General features: G+C 65.6%; 29 protein-coding genes and 1 tRNA gene. 16 read left to right on the forward strand and 14 right to left on the reverse strand.

Features of this window, described 5'->3' with window-relative positions; all coding sequences use genetic code 11:
• Position 1: 1 nt before the first annotated feature.
• Positions 2-547, forward strand: a complete 546-nt coding sequence (gene def / locus ACODSL_RS08435; RefSeq protein WP_488900218.1) for a peptide deformylase — start codon at positions 2-4, stop codon at positions 545-547.
• A gap of 120 nt (positions 548-667) precedes the next feature.
• Here def and ACODSL_RS08440 read toward each other — a convergent pair whose 3' ends face one another.
• On the reverse strand, positions 668-982 hold the full coding sequence (locus tag ACODSL_RS08440; protein ID WP_488900219.1) for a cell surface protein: 315 nt from the start codon (positions 980-982) through the stop codon (positions 668-670).
• Positions 983-1,084: 102 nt separating this feature from the next.
• On the opposite strand from ACODSL_RS08440, the gene fmt reads away from it, so the two are divergent.
• Complete coding sequence (fmt, locus tag ACODSL_RS08445) at positions 1,085-2,011, forward strand: methionyl-tRNA formyltransferase (protein WP_488900220.1); 927 nt, start codon at positions 1,085-1,087, stop codon at positions 2,009-2,011.
• On the forward strand, positions 2,011-2,766 hold the full coding sequence (truA, locus tag ACODSL_RS08450; RefSeq protein WP_488900221.1) for a tRNA pseudouridine(38-40) synthase TruA: 756 nt from the start codon (positions 2,011-2,013) through the stop codon (positions 2,764-2,766). The genes fmt and truA overlap by 1 nt, the downstream gene beginning before the upstream one ends.
• Here truA and dapE read toward each other — a convergent pair.
• From dapE to ACODSL_RS08490, 8 genes are read right to left on the reverse strand one after another with little or no spacing between them, the layout of a single operon-like run.
• Positions 2,742-3,893 (reverse strand): succinyl-diaminopimelate desuccinylase, encoded by a 1,152-nt coding sequence (gene dapE, locus ACODSL_RS08455; protein ID WP_488900222.1) that lies wholly within the window; start codon positions 3,891-3,893, stop codon positions 2,742-2,744. The two genes, truA and dapE, sit on opposite strands and share 25 nt — an antisense overlap.
• An 8-nt stretch (positions 3,894-3,901) precedes the next feature.
• Positions 3,902-4,363: a DUF805 domain-containing protein gene (locus ACODSL_RS08460; protein ID WP_488900223.1), complete on the reverse strand. Its 462-nt coding sequence runs from the start codon at positions 4,361-4,363 to the stop codon at positions 3,902-3,904.
• 50 nt (positions 4,364-4,413) lie between these two features.
• On the reverse strand, positions 4,414-5,259 hold the full coding sequence (gene dapD, locus ACODSL_RS08465) for a 2,3,4,5-tetrahydropyridine-2,6-dicarboxylate N-succinyltransferase (protein WP_488900224.1): 846 nt from the start codon (positions 5,257-5,259) through the stop codon (positions 4,414-4,416).
• Positions 5,256-5,921 carry a pyrimidine 5'-nucleotidase gene (locus ACODSL_RS08470; protein WP_488900225.1) on the reverse strand — a complete coding sequence of 222 codons (666 nt, stop codon included), beginning with the start codon at positions 5,919-5,921 and terminating at the stop codon, positions 5,256-5,258. The genes dapD and ACODSL_RS08470 overlap by 4 nt, the downstream gene beginning before the upstream one ends.
• Positions 5,918-6,832: an acetylglutamate kinase gene (argB, locus tag ACODSL_RS08475; RefSeq protein ID WP_488900226.1), complete on the reverse strand. Its 915-nt coding sequence runs from the start codon at positions 6,830-6,832 to the stop codon at positions 5,918-5,920. Before argB ends, ACODSL_RS08470 begins: the two co-directional genes overlap by 4 nt.
• Before the next feature lie 55 nt (positions 6,833-6,887).
• On the reverse strand, positions 6,888-7,172 hold the full coding sequence (locus ACODSL_RS08480) for a type II toxin-antitoxin system RelE/ParE family toxin (protein ID WP_488900227.1): 285 nt from the start codon (positions 7,170-7,172) through the stop codon (positions 6,888-6,890).
• On the reverse strand, positions 7,169-7,366 hold the full coding sequence (locus ACODSL_RS08485; RefSeq protein ID WP_488900228.1) for a hypothetical protein: 198 nt from the start codon (positions 7,364-7,366) through the stop codon (positions 7,169-7,171). Before ACODSL_RS08485 ends, ACODSL_RS08480 begins: the two co-directional genes overlap by 4 nt.
• A gap of 37 nt (positions 7,367-7,403) precedes the next feature.
• Positions 7,404-8,855: an AMP nucleosidase gene (locus tag ACODSL_RS08490; protein ID WP_488900229.1), complete on the reverse strand. Its 1,452-nt coding sequence runs from the start codon at positions 8,853-8,855 to the stop codon at positions 7,404-7,406.
• 116 nt (positions 8,856-8,971) lie between these two features.
• On the opposite strand from ACODSL_RS08490, the gene ACODSL_RS08495 reads away from it, so the two are divergent.
• Together ACODSL_RS08495 and ACODSL_RS08500 are read left to right on the forward strand one after the other, a co-directional pair.
• Positions 8,972-9,388, forward strand: a complete 417-nt coding sequence (locus ACODSL_RS08495; protein WP_488900230.1) for a LuxR C-terminal-related transcriptional regulator — start codon at positions 8,972-8,974, stop codon at positions 9,386-9,388.
• A 99-nt stretch (positions 9,389-9,487) separates the two neighbouring features.
• Positions 9,488-10,027 (forward strand): DUF4199 domain-containing protein, encoded by a 540-nt coding sequence (locus ACODSL_RS08500; RefSeq protein ID WP_488900231.1) that lies wholly within the window; start codon positions 9,488-9,490, stop codon positions 10,025-10,027.
• Here ACODSL_RS08500 and ACODSL_RS08505 read toward each other — a convergent pair.
• The gene (locus ACODSL_RS08505; RefSeq protein WP_488900232.1) at positions 10,024-10,428 is read right to left on the reverse strand and encodes a hypothetical protein; all 405 of its coding nucleotides are present in this window, start codon (positions 10,426-10,428) and stop codon (positions 10,024-10,026) included. The genes ACODSL_RS08500 and ACODSL_RS08505 overlap by 4 nt on opposite strands.
• A 99-nt stretch (positions 10,429-10,527) precedes the next feature.
• On the opposite strand from ACODSL_RS08505, the gene ACODSL_RS08510 reads away from it, so the two are divergent.
• From ACODSL_RS08510 to ACODSL_RS08530, 5 genes are all read left to right on the forward strand, one after another.
• On the forward strand, positions 10,528-11,772 hold the full coding sequence (locus ACODSL_RS08510) for a dicarboxylate/amino acid:cation symporter (protein WP_488900233.1): 1,245 nt from the start codon (positions 10,528-10,530) through the stop codon (positions 11,770-11,772).
• A gap of 80 nt (positions 11,773-11,852) precedes the next feature.
• Positions 11,853-12,620, forward strand: a complete 768-nt coding sequence (locus ACODSL_RS08515) for a crotonase/enoyl-CoA hydratase family protein (RefSeq protein WP_488900234.1) — start codon at positions 11,853-11,855, stop codon at positions 12,618-12,620.
• Complete coding sequence (locus ACODSL_RS08520) at positions 12,617-13,087, forward strand: PaaI family thioesterase (protein WP_488900235.1); 471 nt, start codon at positions 12,617-12,619, stop codon at positions 13,085-13,087. The genes ACODSL_RS08515 and ACODSL_RS08520 overlap by 4 nt, the downstream gene beginning before the upstream one ends.
• Positions 13,088-13,106: 19 nt before the next feature.
• Positions 13,107-13,526, forward strand: a complete 420-nt coding sequence (locus ACODSL_RS08525) for a PaaI family thioesterase (RefSeq protein WP_488900236.1) — start codon at positions 13,107-13,109, stop codon at positions 13,524-13,526.
• A gap of 92 nt (positions 13,527-13,618) precedes the next feature.
• A tRNA-Ser gene (locus ACODSL_RS08530) sits at positions 13,619-13,708 on the forward strand.
• A gap of 377 nt (positions 13,709-14,085) precedes the next feature.
• Here the strand turns inward: ACODSL_RS08530 and ACODSL_RS08535 are convergent.
• The 3 genes from ACODSL_RS08535 to ACODSL_RS08545 are packed head-to-tail and all read right to left on the reverse strand — an operon-like array spanning position 14,086 to position 16,642.
• Positions 14,086-15,735, reverse strand: coding sequence for a recombinase family protein (locus tag ACODSL_RS08535; protein ID WP_488900237.1), 1,650 nt, complete (start codon positions 15,733-15,735; stop codon positions 14,086-14,088).
• Positions 15,735-16,154 (reverse strand): DUF2924 domain-containing protein, encoded by a 420-nt coding sequence (locus ACODSL_RS08540; protein ID WP_488900238.1) that lies wholly within the window; start codon positions 16,152-16,154, stop codon positions 15,735-15,737. The genes ACODSL_RS08535 and ACODSL_RS08540 overlap by 1 nt, the downstream gene beginning before the upstream one ends.
• On the reverse strand, positions 16,151-16,642 hold the full coding sequence (locus ACODSL_RS08545; protein WP_488900239.1) for a DUF3489 domain-containing protein: 492 nt from the start codon (positions 16,640-16,642) through the stop codon (positions 16,151-16,153). The genes ACODSL_RS08540 and ACODSL_RS08545 overlap by 4 nt, the downstream gene beginning before the upstream one ends.
• Before the next feature lie 157 nt (positions 16,643-16,799).
• Here ACODSL_RS08545 and ACODSL_RS08550 point away from each other — a divergent pair, with 157 nt between their 5' ends.
• The 4 genes from ACODSL_RS08550 (at position 16,800) to terL (ending at position 20,926) form a co-directional block, all read left to right on the forward strand.
• Positions 16,800-17,456, forward strand: a complete 657-nt coding sequence (locus ACODSL_RS08550) for a hypothetical protein (RefSeq protein WP_488900240.1) — start codon at positions 16,800-16,802, stop codon at positions 17,454-17,456.
• A gap of 80 nt (positions 17,457-17,536) precedes the next feature.
• A complete protein-coding gene (locus ACODSL_RS08555; protein WP_488900241.1) occupies positions 17,537-18,883 on the forward strand; it encodes a site-specific DNA-methyltransferase in 1,347 nt (448 codons plus the stop codon).
• Positions 18,880-19,281 carry a DUF5681 domain-containing protein gene (locus ACODSL_RS08560; protein WP_488900242.1) on the forward strand — a complete coding sequence of 134 codons (402 nt, stop codon included), beginning with the start codon at positions 18,880-18,882 and terminating at the stop codon, positions 19,279-19,281. Before ACODSL_RS08555 ends, ACODSL_RS08560 begins: the two co-directional genes overlap by 4 nt.
• Positions 19,274-20,926: a phage terminase large subunit gene (gene terL, locus ACODSL_RS08565; RefSeq protein WP_488900243.1), complete on the forward strand. Its 1,653-nt coding sequence runs from the start codon at positions 19,274-19,276 to the stop codon at positions 20,924-20,926. Before ACODSL_RS08560 ends, terL begins: the two co-directional genes overlap by 8 nt.
• On the opposite strand, the gene ACODSL_RS08570 is transcribed toward terL, so the two are convergent.
• A complete protein-coding gene (locus tag ACODSL_RS08570) occupies positions 20,923-21,147 on the reverse strand; it encodes a helix-turn-helix domain-containing protein (protein ID WP_488900244.1) in 225 nt (74 codons plus the stop codon). The genes terL and ACODSL_RS08570 overlap by 4 nt on opposite strands.
• 73 nt (positions 21,148-21,220) lie before the next feature.
• Here ACODSL_RS08570 and ACODSL_RS08575 point away from each other — a divergent pair, with 73 nt between their 5' ends.
• Entirely contained in the window at positions 21,221-22,087 is an 867-nt protein-coding gene (locus ACODSL_RS08575; protein WP_488900245.1) for a GIY-YIG nuclease family protein, read from the forward strand.
• 377 nt (positions 22,088-22,464) lie between these two features.
• Positions 22,465-24,285 (forward strand): hypothetical protein, encoded by a 1,821-nt coding sequence (locus ACODSL_RS08580; protein WP_488900246.1) that lies wholly within the window; start codon positions 22,465-22,467, stop codon positions 24,283-24,285.
• The last annotated feature ends 125 nt before the right edge of the window (positions 24,286-24,410 follow it).

Here is a 24,410-nt window from a genome sequence, read left to right on the forward strand (position 1 = left end):
CATGTCTCTCCGCCGCATCCTCACCGTCGACAACGCCGCAGACCTGTCTGTGCTCAAGCAGATTTCCACCCCGGTCGAGGGCGGCGTGACCGATGGTCTGCGCGCCCTGATGGATGACATGCTGGAAACGATGTACGCGGCGCCGGGCATCGGCCTGGCCGCCGTGCAGGTCGGGGAGCCGAAGCAGATCATCGTCATGGATCTGGGCGACCGCGAAGCTGCCGAGGGCGACGACGAGGGCCGACGCAATCCGCGCTACTTCGTCAATCCGGAGATCATCTGGTCGTCCGACGATCTGGCGTCCTACGAAGAAGGCTGCCTGTCGGTGCCGGACATCTACGACGACGTCGAGCGTCCGGCCCGGGTCAAGATCCGCTACCTCAACTACGCCGGAGAGGCGGTCGAAGAGGACGCGGAGGGCCTGTTCGCCGTCTGCATCCAGCACGAGATGGACCATCTCAAGGGCGTGCTGTTCATCGACCATCTGTCGCGCCTGAAGCGCGAACGGGCGATCAAGAAGGTCGAGAAAGCCGCCCGCGCGGCGTAGCCATACTGCCGCTCACCCCGGCGAAGGCCGGGGCCCAGATCAAGGGGCGGCCTGCCAACAGACTGACATCGAGAACGGTCATCCGGATCCCGGCCTTCGCCGGGATGAGCGGATCTGGGCTTACCGCTTCGTCGTGTCGCCGGTCGCCGCGCGGGACTCCTCCGCCTCACGCTTGGCGTCAGCCGAGGCGTCGGCGACGCCTTCCTGAACATCGGCGGCGGTATCCTTCACCGCGTCCGCGGCTTCGGCCCCGGCGTTGCCGATCGCCGCGCCGGCTTCCTTCACATCCGGGTCTGCCGCGATCTCGTGCGCGGCCTCCTTGATCTCGCCGCCCGCCGCGGCGGCGCCTTCACCGACCTGGGCGCGGTCTTCCTTGGAGCAGGCGCCGAGCGCCAGACCGGCGACGGCCAGCGAGACGATGATGATGGTGCGCATGAGGTGTTCCCTTCCCGAGTTTTGTTCCCGTGTTCAACGAACCGTGAAGCGCGGAGTTCCCTGAGCCTTTCGCCGAGCCCCGGCGGCCGCTAAACCCCGCCCATGCGCCTCGCCTTCCTGGGAACACCCGATTTCGCCGTCCAGAGCCTCGCCGCCATACTCGCGGCCGGGCACGAGGTCGTCTGCGTCTATTCCCAGCCGCCCGCGCCGCGCGGACGTGGCCAGACGCTGCAGCCTTCGCCGGTGCATGCCTTCGCCGAGACGCGCGGCCTGATGGTGCGCACGCCCACATCAATGAAGACGCCCGAGGCCATCGCCGATTTCCAGGCCCTGAACCTCGACGCCGCCGTGGTGGTGGCGTTCGGTCAGATTCTCGTCGCTGAAGTGCTCGATGCGCCAAGGCTTGGCTGCTTCAACGTCCACGCCTCGCTCCTTCCGCGCTGGCGCGGCCCCGCGCCGATCCAGCGGGCGCTGATGGCCGGGGATGCCGTGACCGGCGTGCAGGTCATGCGCATGAGCGTCGGCCTCGACGAGGGCGCGGTTCTGGCCACGGAGACTGTCCGCATCGGCCCGCTCGATACCGCCGGGACCCTGCACGATCGCCTGGCCGAGGCCGGCGCCCGGTTGCTGCCGCCGACCCTGGCGGCCATCGAAGCCGGAACCGCGATCGAAACGCCCCAGGCCGCCGAGGGCGTGACCTATGCCAAGAAGGTCAAGCCGGCCGAGGCGCGCATCGACTGGAACCGCCCGGCCGCCGAGGTCGATCTGCATATCCGCGGCCTGTCGCCCTTCCCCGGCGCCTGGTTCACGGCGGCCTCGGACAAGGGGCCGGTGCGGGTGAAGGCGCTGCTCTCGCGGGTCGAGGACCGCGCCGGACCCGCCGGCCAGACCCTCGATGACAGCCTGCTGATCGCCTGTGGCGACGGCGCGGTGCGGCTGCTGCGGGCCCAGCGCGAGGGCAAGTCCGCGCAGGACGCCGCCGACTTCCTGCGCGGTTTTCCGGTCGCCGCCGGAACGGTTCTGGACTGATGCCCCGCTACCGGCTGACCATCGAATATGACGGCCGGCCCTATCGCGGTTTCCAGGCCCAGGGGGGCCTGCCCAGCGTGCAGGGCGAGATCGAGAAGGCCGTGCTCGGGTTTACCGGCGAGACGCTGCGTATCCACGCGGCCGGCCGAACCGACACCGGAGTCCACGCCACAGGCCAGGTCATCCACGTCGACCTGAACCGGGCCTGGCCCGCCGATGTCGTGCGCGACGCCATGAACGCGCATCTGCGCCCCGAACCGATCGCGGTGCTTGAGGTCGAGGACGTCTCTGACGACTGGCACGCCCGCTTCTCGGCCAACGAGCGGCGCTACCTGTATCGCATCCGCAACCGGCCCGCGCCGCCGGCGCTGGACAAGGGCCGCGTCTGGCATGTGCGCAAGCCTCTGGACGCGGAGGCGATGCACGATGCAGCCCAGGTGCTGACCGGCCACCACGATTTCACGACTTTCCGCGACATGCAGTGTCAGGCGAAGTCACCGATGAAGACGCTGGATGTGGCCACCGTTCGTCGCGTGGCTGACGAGGTGCATCTGACCTTCGCCGCGCGGTCGTTCCTTCACCGTCAGGTCCGCTCGATGGTCGGCTCGATCGCCGAGGTTGGCCTTGGCCGCTGGACAAGGGCCGAACTGAAGACCGCTCTTGACGCGAAGGACCGCACCGCCTGCGGCACGGTCGCCCCGGCCGACGGCCTGTATCTGACCGGCGTGGGCTACCCCGAAAACGTCTCGAAGTAGCGTTCGATGATCCGCTGGTAGGCGGCCTGAAGGTCACGGATCTGGCTGACCGGAACCCGCTCGTCGACGGCATGCATGGTCTCGCCGACGAGGCCGAATTCCAGCACCGGGCATAGGTCGCGGATGAACCGCGCGTCGGAGGTGCCGCCCGTGGTCGACATGTCCGTCGTCTCGCCGGTGGTTTCGAGGATGGCGGCGGCGACCATCTCGGTGAACGGACCCTGCCGGGTGAGGAAGGCCTCGCCGCTGATGATTGATTTCACCTCGACCCGGCCCTTGAACCCGTCGCCGGCGGCGGCGGCCGTCTCGGCGATCCAGGCCTCGAGCTCGGCGCCCTTGTGAGCCGGGTTGAAGCGGATGTTCAAGCGGGCCTTCGCCTCGCGCGGGATGATGTTGGTCGCCGTGTTGCCGACATCGATGGTGGTGACCTCGAGGTTCGACGGCTGAAAGCCCTCGTAGCCGTCGTCGAGCACCCGCGCCTGCAGCCGGGACAGGATGTCGATCAGCACCGGGACCGGATTGGCGGCGCGATGCGGATAGGCCACGTGGCCCTGGGTCCCCTCGACCGTGATCCAGCTGTTGATGCTGCCGCGCCGGCCGATCTTGATCATGTCGCCCAGCCGCGCCGAGCTGGAGGGCTCGCCGACGATGCAGTGATCGATGACCTCGCCCTCGGCGGCCAGGGTCGCGACGACGCGCTTGGTGCCGTCGAGCGCGATGCCTTCCTCGTCGCCCGTGATCAGGAAGCTGAGCGAGCCTGTCGGCTCCTTGCTGGCCAGATAGGCGGAGACCGCGCCGATGAAGGCGGCGATGCCGCCCTTCATGTCGACCGCCCCGCGACCGATCAGGACGCCGTCGGCGAGCGCCGCCTCGAACGGCGGGCTGGTCCAGGCGCCGGCGTCCCCAACCGGCACCACATCCGTGTGACCGGCGAAGCAGAGGTTGGGGCTGCCCGTCCCTCGACGGGCATAGAGGTTTTCGATCTCGCCGAACTTCATCCGTCGACAGGTGAAGCCCAGGCCTTCCAGCGCCTCGTGGACGATGTCCATCGCGCCGAGGTCGGCGGGCGTCACGGACGGGCGGCGGATAAGGTCGCGGGCGAGGTCTACGGGGTCGATCAGGCTCATGGGTCCGTTTAGGACCGCTGACGCCGGCGACGCAACCCGCGGGGCGGGACCGGGCCGAACCGGTTCGGCTGCGGCGCGCCGCGGAGAAACCCGACTTCGACAATGGCCCAGGCCTCAAGGATCAATCCGGCCATCAGGCTGCCCATGGCGAGGAGTCCCCCTTCACCGGTCTGCTCCGTCGCCAGCTGGGCCGTGATGAAGCAGGCGCTAGGCGCGGCCCAGAAGACCAGAAGCCACCTGGCGCTTTTGTCGCGGTCGTGCAGCCGACGGACGAGCGTGGCCAGGTTGATGATCAGGACAGGCAGGCCGAGCAGGATTGGAACCACGGCGATGTCGCCGGCGCCCATGGCCAGAAAGATCGTCACGATCCAAAGACCCACCAGAACGAAGGAGGTCCAGAGCTGCGTCCGCCAATAGGTCAGGCGTGACGCCCGGCCGCGAAAACTGAACAGGGCAATCAGTCGATCCATGCGGCATCCCCCCGGGGCCTGCGACCTTAGGACCAATGCCCGACCGTCAGCTAGTCCCGCAGCAGGTCATTGATCGAGGTCTTGGAGCGCGTCTGGGCGTCGACCGTCTTGACGATCACCGCGCATGACAGGCTCGGGCCGCCGTGCGGATCCGGCAGGCTGCCAGGCACCACGACGCTGTAGGGCGGCACGTAACCGCGATGGACTTCGCCGGTCTTGCGATCGACGATCTTGGTGGTGGCCGTGAGGAACACGCCCATCGACAGGACGCTGCCCTGGCCGACGATGACGCCTTCGACCACCTCCGAACGGGCGCCGATGAAGCAGTCGTCCTCGATGATGGTCGGGTTGGCCTGCAGGGGTTCGAGCACGCCGCCGATGCCAACGCCGCCCGAGAGGTGCACCCGCTTGCCGATCTGGGCGCAGGAGCCGACCGTGACCCAGGTGTCGACCATCGTGCCTTCGTCGACGTAGCCGCCGATGTTCACGAACGAGGGCATCAGGATGACGTTCTTCGCCACGTAGGCGCCGCGGCGGACGATGGCGCCGGGGACCGCGCGGAAGCCGGCCTCCTCGAACTGCGGTGCTTCCCAGCCGTCGAACTTGTTGGCCACCTTGTCCCACCAGGGCCCGACCGCGCCGCCCATGGCGCCGGCGCGCATGACCGCATTGGGGTTCAGGCGGAAGGACAGCAGGACGGCCTTCTTGGCCCACTGACGAACGACCCATTCGCCGTCGACCTTCTCGGCCACCCGCACCTTGCCACTGTCGAGCAGCGACAGGGTTTCCTCGATGGCCGTGCGGACCGGACCGGTGGTCGCCGGCGAGACGCTGTCGCGGGCGTCCCAGGCGGCTTCGATTTCGGTTTCCAGATCAGCGAGCGTCACGGCGGTCATGCGTGGGTTTCCTTCACCTGGATGGCGTTGAGAAACTCGGCCAGGTGTCTTGCGCGATGGTGGACGAAGGAGGCGGTCGACTCGGCCGCATGGGCGCCGACCAGCACCGTGGTCATGCCCAGCGCCGCGGCGGGGGCGAGGTTGTGTTCGCTGTCTTCGAAGAAGGCCGCTCCCGCCGCTGTCACGCCGTGGCGGGCGATCATCATGCCGAAGGTCACGGGTGAGGGCTTGGGAATGTATCCCGCCGCCGCGATATGAAAGATGCCCTCGAACACATGGGCGATGCCCAGTCGGCCGAGCACCCGCTCGGCGTGGGCCGCCGAGCCGTTGGTGAACACCAGTCGCCGGCCAGGCAGCCGTTCCAGACCCGCGGTCAGCGCCGGATCGGGTTTCAGGGCATCCAGCGATACATCATGGACGGCGGTCAGGAAGTCTTCCGGATCGATGCCGTGGTTGTTGGCCATCAGGCCCGCCAGGGTCGTGCCGTGTTCATGATAGTAGCGCTTCTGGATCGCGCGGGCCTCTTCGCGGGGCAGGCCCGTGACCCGCTCCATGAAGTCCGTCATCCGCCCGGCGACCAGGGTCATGACTTCGCTCTCGATCGGGTAGAGCGTGTTGTCGAGGTCGAACAGCCAGGTGTCGATATGGGTAAGGTCGGTCACGCCTTCACCAGGGTCCCGGCGCCGTGTTCGGTAAACAGCTCGACCAGCATGGCGTGCGGGCGACGGCCATCGAGAATGACCACCGCTTCCACGCCGGCGTCGATCGCGGCGATGGCCGTTTCGAGCTTGGGAATCATGCCGCCGTTCGCCACGCCGGTGCGGATCAGTTCAAAGGCCTCGGCGACGGTCATCTGGCGGATCAGGTCGCCATTGGCGTCCTTGACCCCCGGCACGTCGGTCAGCAGCAGCATGCGCTTGGCTTTGAGCGCCCCGGCGATCGCCCCGGCGACCGTGTCGGCGTTGACGTTGAAGGTCTGCCCCGACTCGGACACGCCGATCGGCGCAATCACCGGGATGTAGTCGTGCTCTGACGCGATCAGCACTTCGATCAGGGTCGGGTCGATCTTCTGCGGCTCGCCGACAAAGCCCAGGTCGACGACCTGTTCGATGTTGCTGTCGGGATCCTTCCGGGTCCGGCGCGCGCGGGTCACGGTGATCAGCCGCGCGTCCTTGCCCGACAGGCCCACACCCCGCACGTCCGCTTCGCGGCCGGCCAGGGTGATCCAGTTGGCGATTTCCTTGTTGATGGCGCCCGACAGAACCATCTCGGCCACTTCCATCGTCGCCTCGTCGGTCACGCGCAGGCCGTCGATGAAGGTCGACTTGACGCCGGCGCGGTCGAGCATGGCGGAAATCTGCGGGCCGCCGCCGTGCACGATCACCGGATGCAGGCCCATCAGCTTAAGCAGCACCGCGTCGGCCGCGAACAGTTTGGCGACGTTGTCCTCGCCCATGGCGTGGCCACCGTACTTGATCACGACCCGTTCGCGGTCATAGATCTGGATATAGGGCAGGGCTTCGGCGAGGGTCTTTGCGGTCGCCCAGCCGGCTTCCTCGGTCTTGTCGGTCACGGCGCTGAGCTCCCGGATCTTCGCTGCGGTGCGATAGCGGATGGGGACCGGCGTGTCACCGCTCTTCGAGGCTATGGAAGATGCGGAGGATTATCACCTCGGCCGCGACGATCGCGTACTGAACGACATACCCACCGCGGCCGAACGGGACGAACAGTTGGCGGACGGACTCCTGCAAGGTCGGCGCGCCGCGTTCGGGGAAACGGTCCAGCGACTCCATGGTCGACCAAATAACGGTGATCGCCCTGGCGGCCGCGCTCGGACTGCCGTGGCTGAGGAAATCCGCCAGCCGTGTCAGGTCTCGCCAAGCCCGTTGAGAAAGCCGGACATCGTAGATCAAGCCTTTCGCGCCCGCCGCTCCGCGATCAGTCGCTCAAGCTCTGACCGAGCATCATCGAGCGAATAGCTCACGCCCGTTCGGTGATACTCTTCTAGCGCAGCCAAGGCCTCCGCCGGGTCTTCGGCATCCAACCACAGCGTCGCGTTTTCCTGCACGCCGGGAATCTCGCCTTCGGATTTGGGAGGCTTTGTCATGCCCTATCCTACGCCCAGTCCTCCGACATGAAAAGCTCTACCTGAACGGCGGTTCGTCGAACGCCCTCAACTTTCGCGAGTGCAAATTGGGACCCTCGGCGCGCAGCAGATCGACGGTGGCGATGCCGATCTGCAGGTGCTGACTGATGGCGCGCTCGTAGAAGGCGTTGGCCTGACCCGGGAGCTTGATCTCGCCGTGCAGCGGCTTGTCCGAGACACAGAGCAACGTGCCGTAGGGCACCCGGAAGCGGTAGCCCTGGGCGGCGATGGTGGCGCTTTCCATGTCGATGGCCACGGCGCGGCTCTGGTTGAAGCGCAGCGCCGAGGACGTGTAGCGCAACTCCCAGTTCCGGTCGTCGGTGGTGACCACCGTGCCGGTGCGCAGCCGGCGCTTCAGGCTCTCACCGCTCTCGCCGCTGACCTGCTTGGCCGCGTCGTACAGCGCCCGCTGCATTTCGGCGATCGACGGGATGGGGATGTCGGGCGGCAGGACCTCGTCCAGCACATGGTCGTCGCGCAGATAGGCGTGGGCCAGCACGTAGTCGCCGATCGTCTGGCTGCCGCGCAGGCCGCCGCAGTGGCCGATCATGATCCAGGCCTGGGGCCGCAGGACGGCGAGATGGTCCGTGATGGTCTTGGCGTTCGACGGGCCGACGCCGATGTTGACCAGGGTGACCCCCTGCCCGCCCTCGGCGATCAGGTGATAGGCCGGCATCTGGTGACGCCGCCATGGCCCGTTGGCCACGGTCATTTCCGGGTTGGGCGTATCCTTGGTAACCGTGATGTTGCCCGGCGCCGAAAGGGCGGTGAAGCGCGTGCCGGGCTCCTTGAGCTGCTCGCAGCCCCAGCGGACGAACTCGTCGACGTAGCGGTGGTAGTTGGTGAACAGGATGTACTGCTGCACGTCCTCGGCCGGCGCGCCGGTATAGTGCTTGAGACGGGCCAGCGAGAAGTCGGTGCGCAGGCCATCGAACAGGGCCAGCGGCCGCGAGGCCTCCAGCACCGGATCCCACAGCCCGTCCGCCACCTCGTCGCCGATGTGGGCCAGCTCGGTGGTGGGGAACCAGCGGGCGATCTCGCTGGCGCTGACGTCCGCCATGGCGATGTCGCCCCCGTCGAGCACATAGGGGAACGGGATTTCCTGCATCGACCGGCCGACGTCGAGCTCGACGCCGAAGTCCTGAATCATCAGGGCCAGTTGCTCGACCAGATAGTCCTTGAACATGTGCGGCCGGGTGACCGTGGTCGCGTAGTGGCCCGGCAGGCCGATCCGGGCATAGGCGCGGCTGATCCGCGGATAGCCGTTCTCGCCGCTCCAGTGCATCCGCAGCTCGGGATACACGAACGCGCCGTCGGCCCGCAGGGCGGGGTCTGGGCGGGTTCCGGTTGTCAGGAAGGTCTTCAGGGCGCCCCTCAGGGCGGAGACGGACCGTTCGTATTCTTCGATAAGCCGCTCGACGATGGCGGCTGCTTCTTTCTCATGTGTCATGACCGCTTATAGCGACATGGAACCAATTTGGCGAGACGGGGGCGGGCGATGTTGTCCGAACTGTCGCAAGGCGCCGGACTGGCGCAGCCGAAAATCCACCCCTAGGCTCCGCGATCATGTGGAAGACAGTGCTGATCTACGGTCTCGTTCTGGCCCTGGGAGCCGTGGCGCTGCAGTGGCTGGACTACCGCATCTGGGCCCGGACCCACGGCGGCGAGATCTGGATCGCCCTGGTCGCGGGGAGCTTTCTGGCGCTCGGCGTCTGGGTCGGCGCTCGCCTCTTCCGGCCGCGGATTTTGTCAGGCGGATTCGAGGTCAATACCCCGGCCCTGACCACGCTCGGCATCACGCGCCGCGAGCACGAGGTGCTCGGACTTCTCGCCGCCGGGCGGTCGAACAAGGAGATTGCCCGTCAGCTCAATCTCTCGCCCAATACGGTCAAGACGCACGTCGCGCGGCTCTATGAAAAACTCGAGGCGGCGCGTCGGACGGACGCGATCGTGCGTGCCCGTGAACTGCGACTGATTCCCTGAAATTTCGGGTGAATTTCGCGAAGTCACCCTTTTGGGCGATTGTTCCGCCGTTGAAGCCCGGTCCTGGCTGGCGCATCCAAACAACAGGGGGAAACACCCATGCTTCGCACCATCCTGATCTTCGGCGTTCTCGCCGGTCTCGTCGTCGCCGTGCCGATGAACCTGCTGATGCTCTTCGGCGACTCCGAGCACGGCAGCCACTCCATGATCACCGGCTACGCGCTCATGCTGCTGGCCTTCACCTTCACGTTCATCGGGGTGAAACACCATCGCGACCGCACCCTAGGCGGTGTGATCCGCTTCCTGCCGGCGCTGCTGGTGGGGCTGGGCATCAGCATCGTCGCCAGCCTGATGTACGTGATCGCCTGGGAGATCACGCTCCACGCCACCCACTTCGCCTTCATTGACGACTACAGCAGGGCGATGATCGAAGCCGCCCGCGCCAAGGGCGAATCCGCGGACAAGATCGCCGGGATGGCCGCCGAGATGGAAAAGTTCCGGGTTCAGTACGCCAATCCACTGTTCCGGCTGCCGATGACGTTCGTCGAGATTTTCCCCGTCGGCCTCGTCGTCTCGCTGGTCTCGGCCGGCCTGCTGCGCAACAGCCGCTTCCTGCCGATGAAGGTCGTCACCAGCTAGCCGGTCACGACCCGGGTCTCAGGGCCCTTGCCCTCAAGCCGGAACGGCCGGGCGTAGGCCGCCGCAGCCGCCCTTGTCAGGATCTCGAGCTGATCGAACAGCACGGGGTCCTCGACCTTGAAGTTGAAACAGCTCTTGCCCTGCATGCGGGCTTTCAGCGCGGGGGGGATGGTCGCCGCGAGGCTGGCGTGGCTGTAGACCGGCATCAGGTGATAGCTGACGTAGTTCTTCATTTTCTGCACGCCGCCGAACCACATCGGCTGGCCCGGCATGCGCGGGTTGTCCCAGGACGCCAGCAGATGAACGCCGCGATCGCCGGCGGCCTTGACCGTCATGTCCGGAGCCGCCCGAAGCATCAGCTCGGTCAGGGTCTTCGCGACATTGTCCAGATCATCGCTCATGGTCGTTCGCGCCTCCATCTGTCGCCACTCTAGCGCATGCGCATGGACGCGGCGTGCGATCCCGGTGAAAAAGGGCGTTCGGATTTTCGGGGACCCCGCATGAATCGCCTGTTCACCCTTCTGATCGTCGTCGCCATGGTCGCCGGCATCGCCGTCGGCGCCTGGTGCAACCAGCACTTCCAGGACCCGGCCCAGGTCAAGGAGATCGTCGGCTGGTTCAAGGTCATGACCGACGTGTTCCTGCGGCTGATCAAGATGATCATCGCGCCGCTGGTGTTCTCGACGCTGGTCGCCGGCATCGCCCACATGGGCGACGCGGGCAGTGTGGGCCGGGTCGGGGCCAAGACGATGTTCTGGTTCATCTCCGCCTCGCTTGTGTCGCTGCTGCTGGGCCTCGCCATGGTCCATCTGCTGCAACCGGGCGTGGGCCTGACCCTGCCGGTCCCTGACGCGACCGCCGCCACCGTCGACACGGCCAAGTTCACGCTGCAGGAGTTCATCACCCACGTCTTCCCGAAGTCGATCTTCGAGGCGATGGCCAACAACGAGATCCTGCAGATCGTCGTCTTCTCGATCTTCATCGGCGTGGCCGTCGCCAGCCTGGATGACAAGGCGCCACAGGTCCTGACGCTGGTCGAGCAGCTGGCGGCTATCATGCTGAAGGTGACCGGCTACGTGATGCGCCTGGCCCCGTTGGCCATCTTCGCCGCCCTCGCCGCGACCGTGACCCAGTACGGCGTGGAGATTCTCACGGTCTACGCCAAGTTCATCGGCGGCTTCTATCTGTCGCTCGGCGTGCTGTGGACGACCCTGGCCCTGGCGGGGCTGCTGTTCGTCGGACCGCGCATGTTCGTGCTGCTGGCCAGCGTCTGGCAGCCGACGCTGCTGGCCTTCGGCACGGCCAGTTCCGAGGCCGCCTATCCGCGCACCCTGGAAGCGCTGCAGAAGTTCGGCGTCAGCCGAAAGGTGGCGTCCTTCGTCCTGCCGCTCGGCTACTCGTTCAATCTGGACGGGTCGATGATGTACTGTACCTTCGCGACCCTGTTCATCGCCCAGATCTACGGCATCGAGATGAGCGTCAGCCAGCAGATCACCATGCTGCTGCTGCTGATGGTCACGTCCAAGGGCATGGCCGGCGTGCCGCGCGCCTCGCTGGTCGTGATCGCCGCGACCCTGGCCTATTTCAAGCTGCCGGAGGCGGGCCTGGCCCTGATCCTCGCGGTGGACCAGGTGCTCGACATGGGCCGCTCGGCGACCAATGTGGTCGGCAATTCGGTCGCCGCCGCGGTGGTGGCCCGATGGGAAGGCCAGCTTGAAAAGCCGGGAGCCGCCGCGCCGGCCTAGGGTAGTTTCGAAAAAGGACTTGCCTTCCCCGCGGGGCGCCCGCTCACTTTGGGCCATCCGTTTCTCGCGGGAGCAGGACCATGACCGTAACCATCACGCGCGACGGCGACATCACCGTCGTCGCGATCGACAGGCCAGACCGGCGCAACGCCGTCGACGGCCCGACGGCCCGGGCCCTGTACGACGCCTTCAAGGCTTTCGATGCCGATGACGCCGCCTCGGTGGCGGTCCTCACCGGCACGAGCGGGAATTTCTGCGCCGGCGCTGACCTCAAGGCGATCGCCGTTGGGGGCGGCAATCGCGTCGAGCGCACCGGCGACGTCGGTCCGATGGGTCCGACGCGTCTGAAACTGTCCAAGCCTGTCATCGCCGCGGTCGAAGGCTTCGCTGTCGCGGGCGGCCTGGAACTGGCGCTCTGGTGCGACCTGCGGGTGGCGGCCACGGGCGCGACCTTCGGCGTGTTCTGTCGCCGGTTCGGCGTGCCTCTGATCGACCTTGGCACGGTGCGTCTGCCACGGCTGATCGGCCAGTCCCGCGCCATGGACCTGATCCTCACCGGTCGCCCGGTCGGCGCCGACGAGGCGCTGGCCATGGGCCTCGCCAACCGCGTGGTCGCGGACGGCGAAGCGCTGGACGCCGCCATCGCGCTGGGCCGCCAGATCGCCGGCTTCCCCCAACGCTGCCTGCGCAACGACAGACTGTCGGCGCTCGACCAGTGGAGCCTGGACTGGGACGCCGCGACCACGCTCGAGATCGAGCTGGGGCTCGAAACGCTCAGGACCGGGGAAACAGTCGCCGGCGCCACCCGGTTCGCCGAAGGCCAGGGCCGCGGAGGGGCCTTCCAATGACAGATACGCTTGCGGCGGACGCGCTCGATCCCGCCATCGCCAACCGCATCCGCACAGCCGTCAACAGTCAGGGCCTGTTTCGCCTTCTCGGCGCAGAGATCGGCGCCATCGGCAAGGGAACGCTCGAAATGAGTCTCCCCTTCCGGCCGGAGGTGGCGCAGCAGCACGGGTTCTTCCATGGCGGCGCGATCGGCTTCCTGGTCGACAACACCACGACGGCGGCGGCCGGCACGGTCGTGCGGCCGGGCGAGGCGGTGCTGACCGCCGAATACAAGCTCAACATCCTGGCCCCCGGCGTCGGCGAGCGCCTGATCTGCCGCGCCCAGGTGGTCAAGGCAGGCCGCATGCTGATTCCGGTGGAAGCCCGCGTGTTCGCGCGGTCGGCCGCCGGAGACGAAAAACTTGTGGCCATTGGCCTGGCCACGATCGCCGTGATCTCGGCTGAACGTGTCGGCGGCCAGGGCTGACATCATGGTGACCAGAGAGATGAGCATCGACAACGCGGCCATGTTCGCCGAGCGCCAGAAGGGACACCTCCCCGATCTTCTGGGTCTGGAGTGGGAGACGGTCCAGCCGGGCCTGGTCCGCGGCCGGTTCACCGTCCAGAAGCACCACATGGCGCCCAACGGCTTCCTCCACGCCGCCAGCGTCATCACCCTGGCCGACAGCGCCTGCGGCTATGGCAGCTTCACATCGTTGCCGCCCGGCGCGACCGGCTTCACCACCATCGAACTGAAGGCCAACTTCCTCGGCACCGCCCGGGAGGGGGTGGTGGTTTGCGAGGCGAAACTGGTCCACGGCGGCCGCATGACCCAGCTCTGGGATGCCGAAGTCCGGCACGAGGAGACCGGCAAACTCATGGCGCTGTTCCGCTGCACACAGTCGGTGCTCTGGCCAAAGGCCTGACCCGCAATCCCCCGCTTGCGTTCGCGCGGCCGCGTCGCTAGGTTCCGCGCCTTCGCACTCAGGGGGTTCAGACCCTCACACCCGGCGTCTACGGAGAGGTGGCAGAGTGGTCGAATGTACCGCACTCGAAATGCGGCGTGCCTGGAAGGGCACCGTGGGTTCGAATCCCACCCTCTCCGCCATCCATCTAGCGAGTTCCGCTCCGGCCGGACTCCACGCAGCCCATACCCCCGATTTCACGGGACTATTCCCGCCCAAACCCAACTGACAGCCCGATTTCGGAGCCGTCTTGGGCAGGATTCCCGCGCCTTTGCGGGGCCGCGTCTCCGCGCCGCCGGGATGTAGTTGAGTTTCCCTGCTATCAGGGAAATCTGCAGGGAATTCGGGAAATTTCGGGGGCGTTTCGGCAACCTGGCAATAGGGAGCGCCGGAAATTCCTGAGCGGCGTCGGCTACTTAGACCCCCTTGAGGGGCCTGCCTGTTATGAGGTGAAACAGGGTATTTCAAACGACCGAGCAGGGAATTTGCAGACCGCAGCAGGGAATGGCCGCCACCCTGATCAGGCTGCGATGCCAAACAGCCGGCGCTGATCCTCCCAGAGGAGGGGCAACTCGCCGCTCACCAAGGTCTGCAGATTGAGGGTCTCGGGCTGTCGGCCTTCGAGGATCATGGCCTGAACATCCGGCGCCAGAAACGCGAGGCGTCCGAGCTTGCGATGGTAGGGGTCGGCAAAGGACTGATCGAGGACGACCAGCTCGGGACGGCCAAGGGGGCTGGCGGCTGTCTGGGCCAGGAACTGATGGCCAAGCCGCAGCCCCCTGATCAGGGTCTTGTCGATGGATCCAACCCTTTGGGCGGAACGACCGCTGGCGTCAGTGATCCAGACCCGTCCTCCCCTGCTGAGGAAGCTGCAGGGGAGCATTACCCTTACAAGTCCCTCGCCACCTTCAGACGCGGAGACCCGCTCACCCGGGCCAGCTCGGGACTTAATCGTTTGGATGTCGGTGAGCGCGTCGATCGGCGAGGGGATCAACAGCCTGGTTGGAACGGTGAGCCGCAGCTGACCCTCCAGAATCTCGATCCGCAAACCGTCGCCCGGAATGTCCTTTTGCCGCCCCCGCGACAGCCTCGTCAGGCAATCCCGAACCAGGTCTTCCACCTGACCGGCGGGGACTCTTTTCAACCCCTCCTGCAGGGGGTCCTTGACCCCCTGCAGGAGGGGGGTGGAGACATAGTAGCGGTAGACCCGATCCTGCCGGCCTCGCGTGAATGCCGGGCTCATCGGGTTGCCGTCCGCATCGAAGATCAGACCCTTGAGCGGCATGGTCGAGACGCGTGTGGGCCGCTCTTTGTGCTGTTTGGCTTGCCCGGTCAGATGCCCCTGAACCGCATCGAACGTCTCGCGATCGATGATCGCAGGGTGGGCGTCGGTGAACGTGGTCGCCCCCTTGTGCAGGATCTCACCGAGATAGACGCGGTTCTTGAGGAGGTAGAAAAGGGCGCCCCGGTTGAATGGAACACCGCCCCTGACGTTGCCGCGCGCCGAGACAGTGACCTTGGACCGGACTCCCTGCTGTTCCAGCTCGGCGCGCAGGGCATGCACGGATTTCAGGGCAAGGTAGCGGCGGAAGATGTGCTGGACTCTCCCGGCCTCTGCCGGATTCACGATCAGGGCGCGCGACTGGAGATCGGTCGGGGCGCCATAGCCAAGCGGCAGGTTGCCGCCCATCCACATCCCCTTCTTCTTGGAGGCCGCGATCTTGTCTCGGATGCGCTCGCCGGTGACCTCCCGCTCGAACTGCGCGAACGACAGCAGCACGTTCAGCGTCAGCCGGCCCATGGAGCTGGTGGTATTGAACGCCTGGGTCACCGAGACGAACGACACGCTGCGGGCGTCGAACCGATCTACGATCCTGGCGAAGTCGTTCAGCGAACGTGTTAGCCGATCGACCTTGTAGACGACCACGACATCGATCTTCCCGCTGTCGATGTCGGCCAGCAGTCGTGCCAGCCCCGGCCGCTCCATCGTGCCACCGGAGAATCCGCCGTCGTCGTAGATGGTCGGCAAGGCATTCCACCCCTCCCCGGCCTGCGACAGGACATAAGCCTCGCAGGCCTCACGCTGCGCATGAAGGCTGTTGAACCCCTGCTCCAATCCTTCCTCAGAACTCTTGCGGGTGTAGATGGCGCAGCGAAGCGTCCTGGCCATCAGCCGGCCTCCTCCTCACGCAGGCCGAAGAACTGGGGCCCGTTGCGCTTGACCCCGGTGATGGACTTGGCGACGGCCGAGAGACTTGGGTAGAGCGCTCCCTTCCAGCGGTAGCCCTTCTCAAGTCGCTCGACCTCGTAGAGCTCGCCCCGCCATTCCCTTGTGATCCGGACACCCGGACTGACGTTGTCGCTGCGCCCAATGCCGCCGCCCTCGCGCAGGCGGCGCCGGGTGGCTGCATCCAGTCCCCCGAACACTTCTGCTTGGATCCGCCAGGCCAGCGACAGTCGCAACAGCTCAGGGGACCGAACCTGAGGCGGGCGGCCGAACCGCCCACGCCAAGCCTCCCGAAGACCGTCGAGATCCAGGCGCTCAAGCGCCCGGACCTCTTCAGTGACCTGGAGGTCTGCCCGGATCACGCGCCTTCCCCGTCCGCGATGCGATAGATGCGCCCGGCGTCGCTCTTCTCGGAGGTGATGGTCAGGCCCAGCGCCTTCTTCACCGAGCCGGACATGGCGCCCCGCACCGAGTGGGACTGCCAGCCAGTCGCCTCCATCATTGCCTCGATGCTGGTGCCCTCCTCCCGGCGCAGCAGCCCGACCAGGGTAGCGATCTTGCCCTTCGGCGTCGGAGCGGGCTTCGACTCCAGTTCGGTCGTCGGTGGGGTCTCCGCCGGCTTGGCGCGGGGGGCGGCCTTGGGCGGCGGCGACGCGGCGATCTCCTTGCGGCCGGCCTCGGTGATCAGCAGATTGCTGGGCCCTTCCGCCACTGGCATCGAGATCACGAAGCTGCGCTTGATGAGCGCCTTGATAGTGGCCGCGGCATCCGCCGGCGCCTCCAGCACGCCCTCAGGCGCGGCGGCGATCCGGGTCAGGAGTTCGGTCTGGGTGGTGGTGAGTTTGGTCATGTCGTCCTCGTCTGGTTGACGGGCCGCGACATCCACGGCCCTACCAGCGCGAGCCCGGGCGGGGCCGGGCGTCGTCGGGGACAGGACGACCAACGCTCTGTTCAGATATGAAGTCCAGCGCAGTCACGCCCGCACCCCCTCCATTGGCCCGGTCTCGATGAACCCCGTCACGATCAGCATTTCGGAAGTTGGAATTCATGAGGCTGGCGCCACCGTGCTGGCCCATCTGGCCTTCCCGGCGGAAGCCGAGGCCGATGCGAGAAGGATGTATGTCGCTGCAGCCTGTCACGCCTTCCTTCGAAACCGAGCGGAGCATTTTCCGAATTGGGCCAACAAATTCCAGGCGATCAAACCCGCGCACGCCTTCGTGTCGCCCGTGGATTTCAAGCGCGGCATTCGAACCTCTGACCGCCGACTACGCGATCGCGAGATTGCCGGCCGAATGGCCATTGGACTCTTGGCGGAAGCCGTGACCGGCCAAAGGCCCAAACTTCCTGCACCGATGAAGCGCTTGTCCCTGAACGAGCTGGCCGCCTATCACGCCAAACTTGGCGGCGATCAGGAACCAGCCAATCTGATCAAGCGCGCATGGTCCGCCAGCAGGCCCGTGATCCACTTGGCGGCCGCCATGGAGATCTACCTCAGAAAAGCGCCATCACTCGGGCTTCCCGGTCACCACGCTGACGTGATGCATCTTCCCGCTGCGCTGCAGTCCGTCGTCGATCTCGCCACCCAACATCGCGCCCTGATCCCCGGCATCCCGAAATTTGGCCAGTCGCTGGACGAGCTGTTGGAAATCGTTCTCACCGACTAAGTTCAGAAAAAATCTGATTTTCTGACCGCGAACGCGATCCGGCCATCCGCGACGATGGGCTCCCAAGACAGGGGGAGCCGATGAAGACGACAAGTAGAGAGGATGCAGGCGGGTCGCCGGGCAACGCGCCGCTGGCGATCGAGATTGTCGCGACCAGCGACATTCACCCTGACCCGCAAAACGCCCGCGACCATACCAAGGCGCAGATCCGCAAGATCGCCCGGAGCATCGAACGCTTCGAGTTCAACACCCCCCTGCTAGTTGACCGGGACCTGAAGATCATCAGCGGCCATGGCCGTTGGGAGGCTTGCCAGCTCCTCGGTCGCACGACCGTTCCGGTGATACGGCTCGAACACCTCTCGCCGGACCAGGCTCGCGCCTTCGCCATCGCCGAGAACCGCCTGGTTGAACTCTCGACCTGGGACGAGGAAGCCCTGGCAGTTCACTTCAAGGCGCTGGCCGAGCTCGACCTCGACTTCAGCCTCGAAGACACCGGGTTTTCGATGGGCGAGATCGACCTCTTCATTGAAGAGGCAGATGCAACGAACGGGGACAACGACGCTGCTGATGCGCTGCCGCCGATCGGACCGGCAGTGTGCCGGCCGGGCGACCTCTGGCTCCTTGGCAATCACAAAATTCTCTGCGGCGACGCTCTGGAAGTTGAGAGCTATCGGGCCTTGCTGGAGGCCGAACGTGTGGCGGCCGTGTTCAGCGACCCGCCCTACAATGTCGCCATAAACGGCCACGTCAGCGGCAAGGGAAAACGCCAGCACCGCGAGTTCGCCATGGCGACCGGCGAGAAGTCCGGCCCCGAGTTTGTGATCTTCCTGAGCAAGGCCTGCGAGCACGCCGCGGCGTTCAGCGAGGACGGGGCGGTCCATTTTGTCTGCATGGATTGGCGCCATGCGGGTGAGCTGCTGGCCGCCGGCAGACAGGCATACGACGAGCTGCTGAACATCGCGGTCTGGACCAAGAACAACGGCGGCATGGGTTCGCTCTACCGGTCGGCCCATGAGTTCGTGTTCGTCTTTCGGCACGGGCGGGGTGCCCATCGAAATAACGTCCAGCTTGGTCGGTTCGGGCGCAACCGGACTAACGTCTGGAACTACCCCGGCGCCAACACCTTCCTGCGATCAGCCGAAGACGCCGACCTTATGGCGCAGCACCCCACGCCCAAGCCTGTCGCGATGGTGGCCGACGCCCTGCTGGACGTCACCGCCCGCGGCGATTTGGTTCTGGACGCCTTCCTGGGCTCAGGCTCGACACTCATGGCCGCCGAACGTATCGGCCGACGATGTCGGGGCATCGAGCTCGACCCTCTCTATGTCGATCTGACCATCCGCCGCTGGCAGCGCTACACCGGCGAGGCCGCGATCCTGGCCGGGACCGGTGAGCGGTTCGACGACTTGGTGGAGGGCCGCCAATGAGCGCGCCCGAGGACGACGACGAGGCCATCGGGTATGGCCGGCCGCCCAAAGCGACACGGTTCAGGAAAGGCAAATCCGGCAATCCCAAAGGACGACCGCGCGGGTCGCGCAACCTCGCCAGCATGGTGCATGCCGCGGTGATGGAGACCGTCATGGTCAACGCCAAGGGCCGGCGACGCGCCATCACCAAGCTCGAGGCGGCGCTGACCCAGCAGGCGAACAAGGCGGCCGGCGGGGACGCCAAGGCGACGAAGATGCTGACCGATCTCTTCCTTGCCGCCGAGGGCCGCGATCAGGCCTCCGGACAAGGGCAGGTCGATCCCAAGGCCCGGCGCGAGAACGACGCGCTGATCATGAAGGCCATTGCCGCACGCTTGAAGGGGAAGTCCGATGAGTAGATCCTCAAGGCGCGACCTGGATGGCGCTGCATTGACTGCCGAAGAGTTCGAAATCCTTTTGCGAAGTGATTTCGGCCTGTTCGTCCGATCGACCTTCGAGCTGGTGAACCAGGGCGTCGAACTGGCGTGGGCGCCGTATCTCGATCTGATCTGTGCCCGTCTGCACGCTGTCGCCCACGGCGAGGTCCGGCAACTGATCATCACCCTGCCTCCCCGCCACCTGAAGTCGTTCTGCGTGTCGGTGGCCCTGCCCGCCTACGTTCTGGGCCACTACCCCGACCAGGACATCATGTGCGTCAGCTACGGACAGGACCTCTCCAACAAGTTCGGCGAAGACACCCAGAAGGTCATGGAGAGCGACCTTTATGGGCGCCTCTTCGGCCCGGTCCTGGCCCGCGCACGTCAGCCTGCCCGCCTCCTTCGAACCCACGCTCGCGGAGTACGGCGAGCGACCTCACTTGAAGGCTCGGCGACCGGTGTCGGCGCTGACCTGTTGATCTTCGACGACCCGCAGAAGCCCGGTGAGACCCTCTCCGAAGCCATGCGGCGCGCGTCCAATCAGGCGTTTGAGAACACCTTCCTGAGCCGGCGCAACAACCCCTCCACCTGCCGGATGATCATCGTCATGCAACGGCTGCATGAGGACGACTTCGTCAGCCACGTCCTTGGCCTGGGGGGGCAGTGGGAAGTCCTGAACCTGCCAGCGATCGCCGAGGAGGATGAGTGCTTCGGTTATGCGGATTTCGGGGGGCAGGCGGAATTCCGCCGCGCTGTCGGCGAGGCTCTCCACCCTGACCGCATGCCGCTGGAGACCTTGGTGGAGATCCGCGAACACATCGGTGAGTCCGCGTTCGCGACCCAGTACATGCAGCGCCCGGCGCCGGCAGGCGGCGGCCTTGTGAAGGCCCACTGGTTCAGGCGGTACTTACCCGCCGACAAGCCGGCCGAGTTCGACCGGGTCGTCCAGTCCTGGGATACAGCCAACAAGGTCGAGGAATGGAACGCCTACAGCGTCTGCACCACCTGGGGTCAGAAGGGCGCCGATATCTGGCTGCTCGACGTGTTCCGCCAGAAGCTCGAATACCCTGACCTGAAGCGCGCCGTGGTCGCCCAGGCGCTCAGGTTCAAGCCGCAGGTTATCTACGTCGAAGACCGGGCATCGGGGACCCAGATCCTGCAGGAGTTGAGGAAGGAGGGGATGGGATCCCTCCGCGAGGTCAAGCCGTCGAAGGACAAGCTGATCCGGATGACCAACCAGACCGCCATCATTGAGAGCGGTCGGGTTCATATCCCCGAGGATGCGCCCTGGCTGGCCGACTACCTCTACGAGCTTGCCGTGTTCCCGAACGGGAAGTTCAGCGACCAGGTGGATTCGACGTCACAGGCCCTGGACGCGATGCACCAGAGCTATGCTGGCCAAGGGATCATGGAATTCTACAGGCGCGAACACGAGGCTCGGGTTCGGGCAGAGGAGGAAGTCTGGGTGGTGAAGCCGCTCCCCACCGTCAGCCATGCCTACGGCATAGAGGGCGTTACCTATTGCAAAGACGCGGCCGGGCATTTCCATGCACCCGCGGCGGATGCCAAGTACTTCCTGCGAAATATCGGCTGGAGCCGTGTCATGCCGTCCGAGGAAACGGCCTAGCATTCCGGAACATCCGCCGCGTCCAACAGGCTCGCGGCCGTGACGTTCAGGGCCTCGGCGAGCCGTCCCAGACTCTTAAGCGTCGGGTTCTGGATTCCGGCCTCGATGCGGCTGATGAACTGCTGGCTGAGTTCTGACTTCTCGGCCAACTGCTCCTGGCTCCAGCCTCGCGCGCTACGCATCCGGCGCACATTCCGCCCCACGAGCCGCAAGAGGTCCATGGGCCGAGCGTTGACTGGTTCGGAAGTCCGAGTTTATCACTCAAAATATGTATTTGGTCTCCACGTTCGCGCCGTGATCACCTTCAACACCTTGCTTGTTGAAGCCGGGATCAATCCCGCAGAGGTCCTTCTCCTCCGACACACACCTGTTGAGCGTGAACTGCAGAAGGTCCTGCCCTGGATCGCCGCCGAGCGGAGAGACCTGTTCAAGGTCTATCACCAGACCCAATGGCCGCGGGTCGAGCAGGCCATGCTCAAGGCCCGCTACCTGGCCTCGTTCCTCGCCCTTGAATCCGGCGAGGCCGTGTTCGCGGGCATTTATGACATCGGTGCGCATAGACCTTTGGACGTGGCCGGCTACTGGGCGGCCCCAGGCCAGAGGGAGCTCGTCCAGTTGGGCATGTCCGGCAACGCTGAGGACACGCCCGACTGCTTGTGGTTCGAGCTGGAGGAGCATTCCGGCTATCGGGACTGGATTGGCAAGCTTGTCGTGGCCTGGCCGGCCATGCGGTCCTGGTGGCGCTGGGCGGGCAATGCACGCCTCGACCTTCGGGCCGTCACCCAGGAGAGCCTGTTCGTTCCGGGGATGCCGGACTGGGAGGACATCGTTCTGACCTGGGAGCAGCTGTCGGTGCTGCCCGCCTCCTGGCGGGCCGCGCTGGCCGAGTGGCGCGGCGTGTACTTCATATTCGATGAAGAGCGGCGGGCCGGCTACGTCGGCTCCGCCTACGGAGCTGACAACATCCTCGGCCGCTGGGTGCAGTACGCCCGGACCGGGCACGGCGGGAACAAGCGCTTGCGGGAAAGCCGGCCCCAGGACTTGCGGTTCAGCATTCTGCAGCGACTCTCGCCGGACTTGCCCTCCACGGAGACCATTCGGGCTGAAGCGGGGTGGAAGGCCCGGCTGCACACGCGAGGATTTGGTCTGAACGAAAACTAGGCCTTCAGGTCGGCTGTGCGCCAGAAGCGGACATTTGCCTGCCTGCGACAAGCGGACGCGCTGGACACGCCTACGTTGGGACAGGAAGGCGTCGTTGCTGCACCACGGGTCGATCATCCGGTGGGCCGGCGACGCGATGGTAGGCCTCCTTGCAGGCATGGATGATACCCGCCCAGCACACCCGGGGTTTGGCCTTCGTCGTGCTCGGAGCTGAAATAAGGGTTCTAGGACACCTCGATCATTCTAGCGCCCCTTTGTGAACAGACGCTTGGATCCGCGCGCTTAAACCCGCCACGGGATGTCTGGCATCAGACTAACACGGAAAGGTTGATCCAATTCCTCAACAGGCGGATGATTGGTCTCTACGGGGGTAGGCGATGATCCAGAACTTACATGCGCCGAAGGCGGCCTATTTCTATGACGTGGCTGAGCGCATTACCGACAAGGCCGTCGATGAGCTGTTTCGCGATCTGAGGCGGCAAGCGATCGAGCCCACGCAGAACCTATTTCGCCATGTTCGGGAGGCCATCAATGGGGCCCGATGGTCGGCCATTTGCTTCGCCCATCACCGGAACCCAGGCTTTCTCGATCCTCCCCCGCGGCTGAAGGAGCGGGTCTACGGTTTCCTCATGCTTGTAGAACATGGGGGTAAGGTCGCCGTCCTTAAGTCCGGCCTCGATCTGACGACGGCCTTCAAGTCCAGGCATCTGGACCGGATAGACGCCGAACGGGTTGAGGCGGCGCTTGCCCACAGCGACGCCATTTTTGAGAAGATGCGCCTGCGCAACCTCAGCCCGTCGAAGCACGTCCTGCGAGCAAAGATGCTGGAATCGGAAGACTTGCGAAACGTCGTGGGTCCCGCCGGCAGCAGTCGGTTCGCGCCTCAGGGCTATACGCTGCGCCGCGATGACGGGCATTTTACCACGACGCCCAGTACGGGACGCATCTCGCAGCGATCAGACACGGCCGGGCACGAAGAGCTCGTGCCGTGGTGTGTGGGCATGATCGAGGAGCTCATAAATCAAAACGCTCCGGTCGCTGCATTTTTGCGGACATTCGCGCGGTCAGTTAGCCTGGCGACCCACGGAGGCCGCCTGCAGCCCACCTTCTTTTCGGTCAATACGGCGTTATTGGCCGAAGAGCTTCTGGATGAGCACGGCCTGCTGCGGCTCGTGAGAGAGGATGAGGGACAGCCGGTTGCTCTATCCCACGGTGAGGCGGCGGGCGTCCTCGATTCGCTGGGCGCGAGTTTGGCGGTCCGCACGGTTAGGAAAGAGCTCCGCTTGGAGCCCACCGAGGGCCGCCGTCGAACATTAGGCAAACTCAAGATCAACAAGGGGCGCATTAGCCTGCGCAGTCTTGATCTGGCGGCCGCGGAAAGCCTGACCGTCGAACGTAGGGCTGCGGCTCTTGGCGAGGATCCGGAGGGGCAGTCCCTGCGGTCTTACATCAACCGCGAAAGCCGCTTCATCGTCCTCTTCGAGGATGTGGCCTTGGCCTACATCGACGGCAACCTGTACCGCGACGATGTTTTTGCGGCGGGGGGCGAAGACCTGCTGAGATACCTGATTACCGAGCGCGGGCTGGCTGACGTAGTCAGCGAAAAGGGCGGATTGACGCCGGTTCAGACCGTGTTCGATCCGAATTCGGTGTTCGGGGTGGTAGTCAACCAGATCGCTCGTCAGGACGACGTGCTGATGTGCGATGATCTCGGCGACGAGTGGGCGGATTTTATCGGGCTGAACACCTTGGCCACGCCGCCGACGGTCACCTTCTACCATGCCAAGCATAAGGGGCTGTCGCTGGGCGCGTCGCCTTTTCATGAAGCGGTCAGCCAAGCGCTCAAGAACTTGGGCAACATGGCGCTGCCGGACAGTGAGATAGGGCGCAAGGTCGCCTCCTGGGCGGGCGTCTACACCAAGGACAGGGTGACGTCGGCTATCCATCGCGTCGTCCGCGGTGACATCGCGACGATTCCGGACGCGATCGGCGCAGTGCGCTCGACCCCGGACATGACGCGTCGCGCTTATGTCGTAACCTCCTCGCTGAGCAAGCAGAGCGTCAGCGACGCCTTGCTCGACATCAGGGCCGGACACGCCCCGTCACCCCATTTCGTTCAGCTCTATTGGCTGCTGATGACTTTCGTGTCTGCCTGCAGCGAAGTGGGCGCGTTCGGGCGGGTGGTCTGTCAGGAATAGCCATTGAGCGGGGCCAGCCCACGCGACTCTGACGAGAGGGCTGTGATGCAGGCACCGATCCCTTGAGGTCGGTCTAGCGCAAGCGGTGGTTAGTTATTGGGACGGCTGGTAAGTATTAGTGAATA

It is taken from the genome of Caulobacter sp. FG121 (assembly GCF_057809815.1).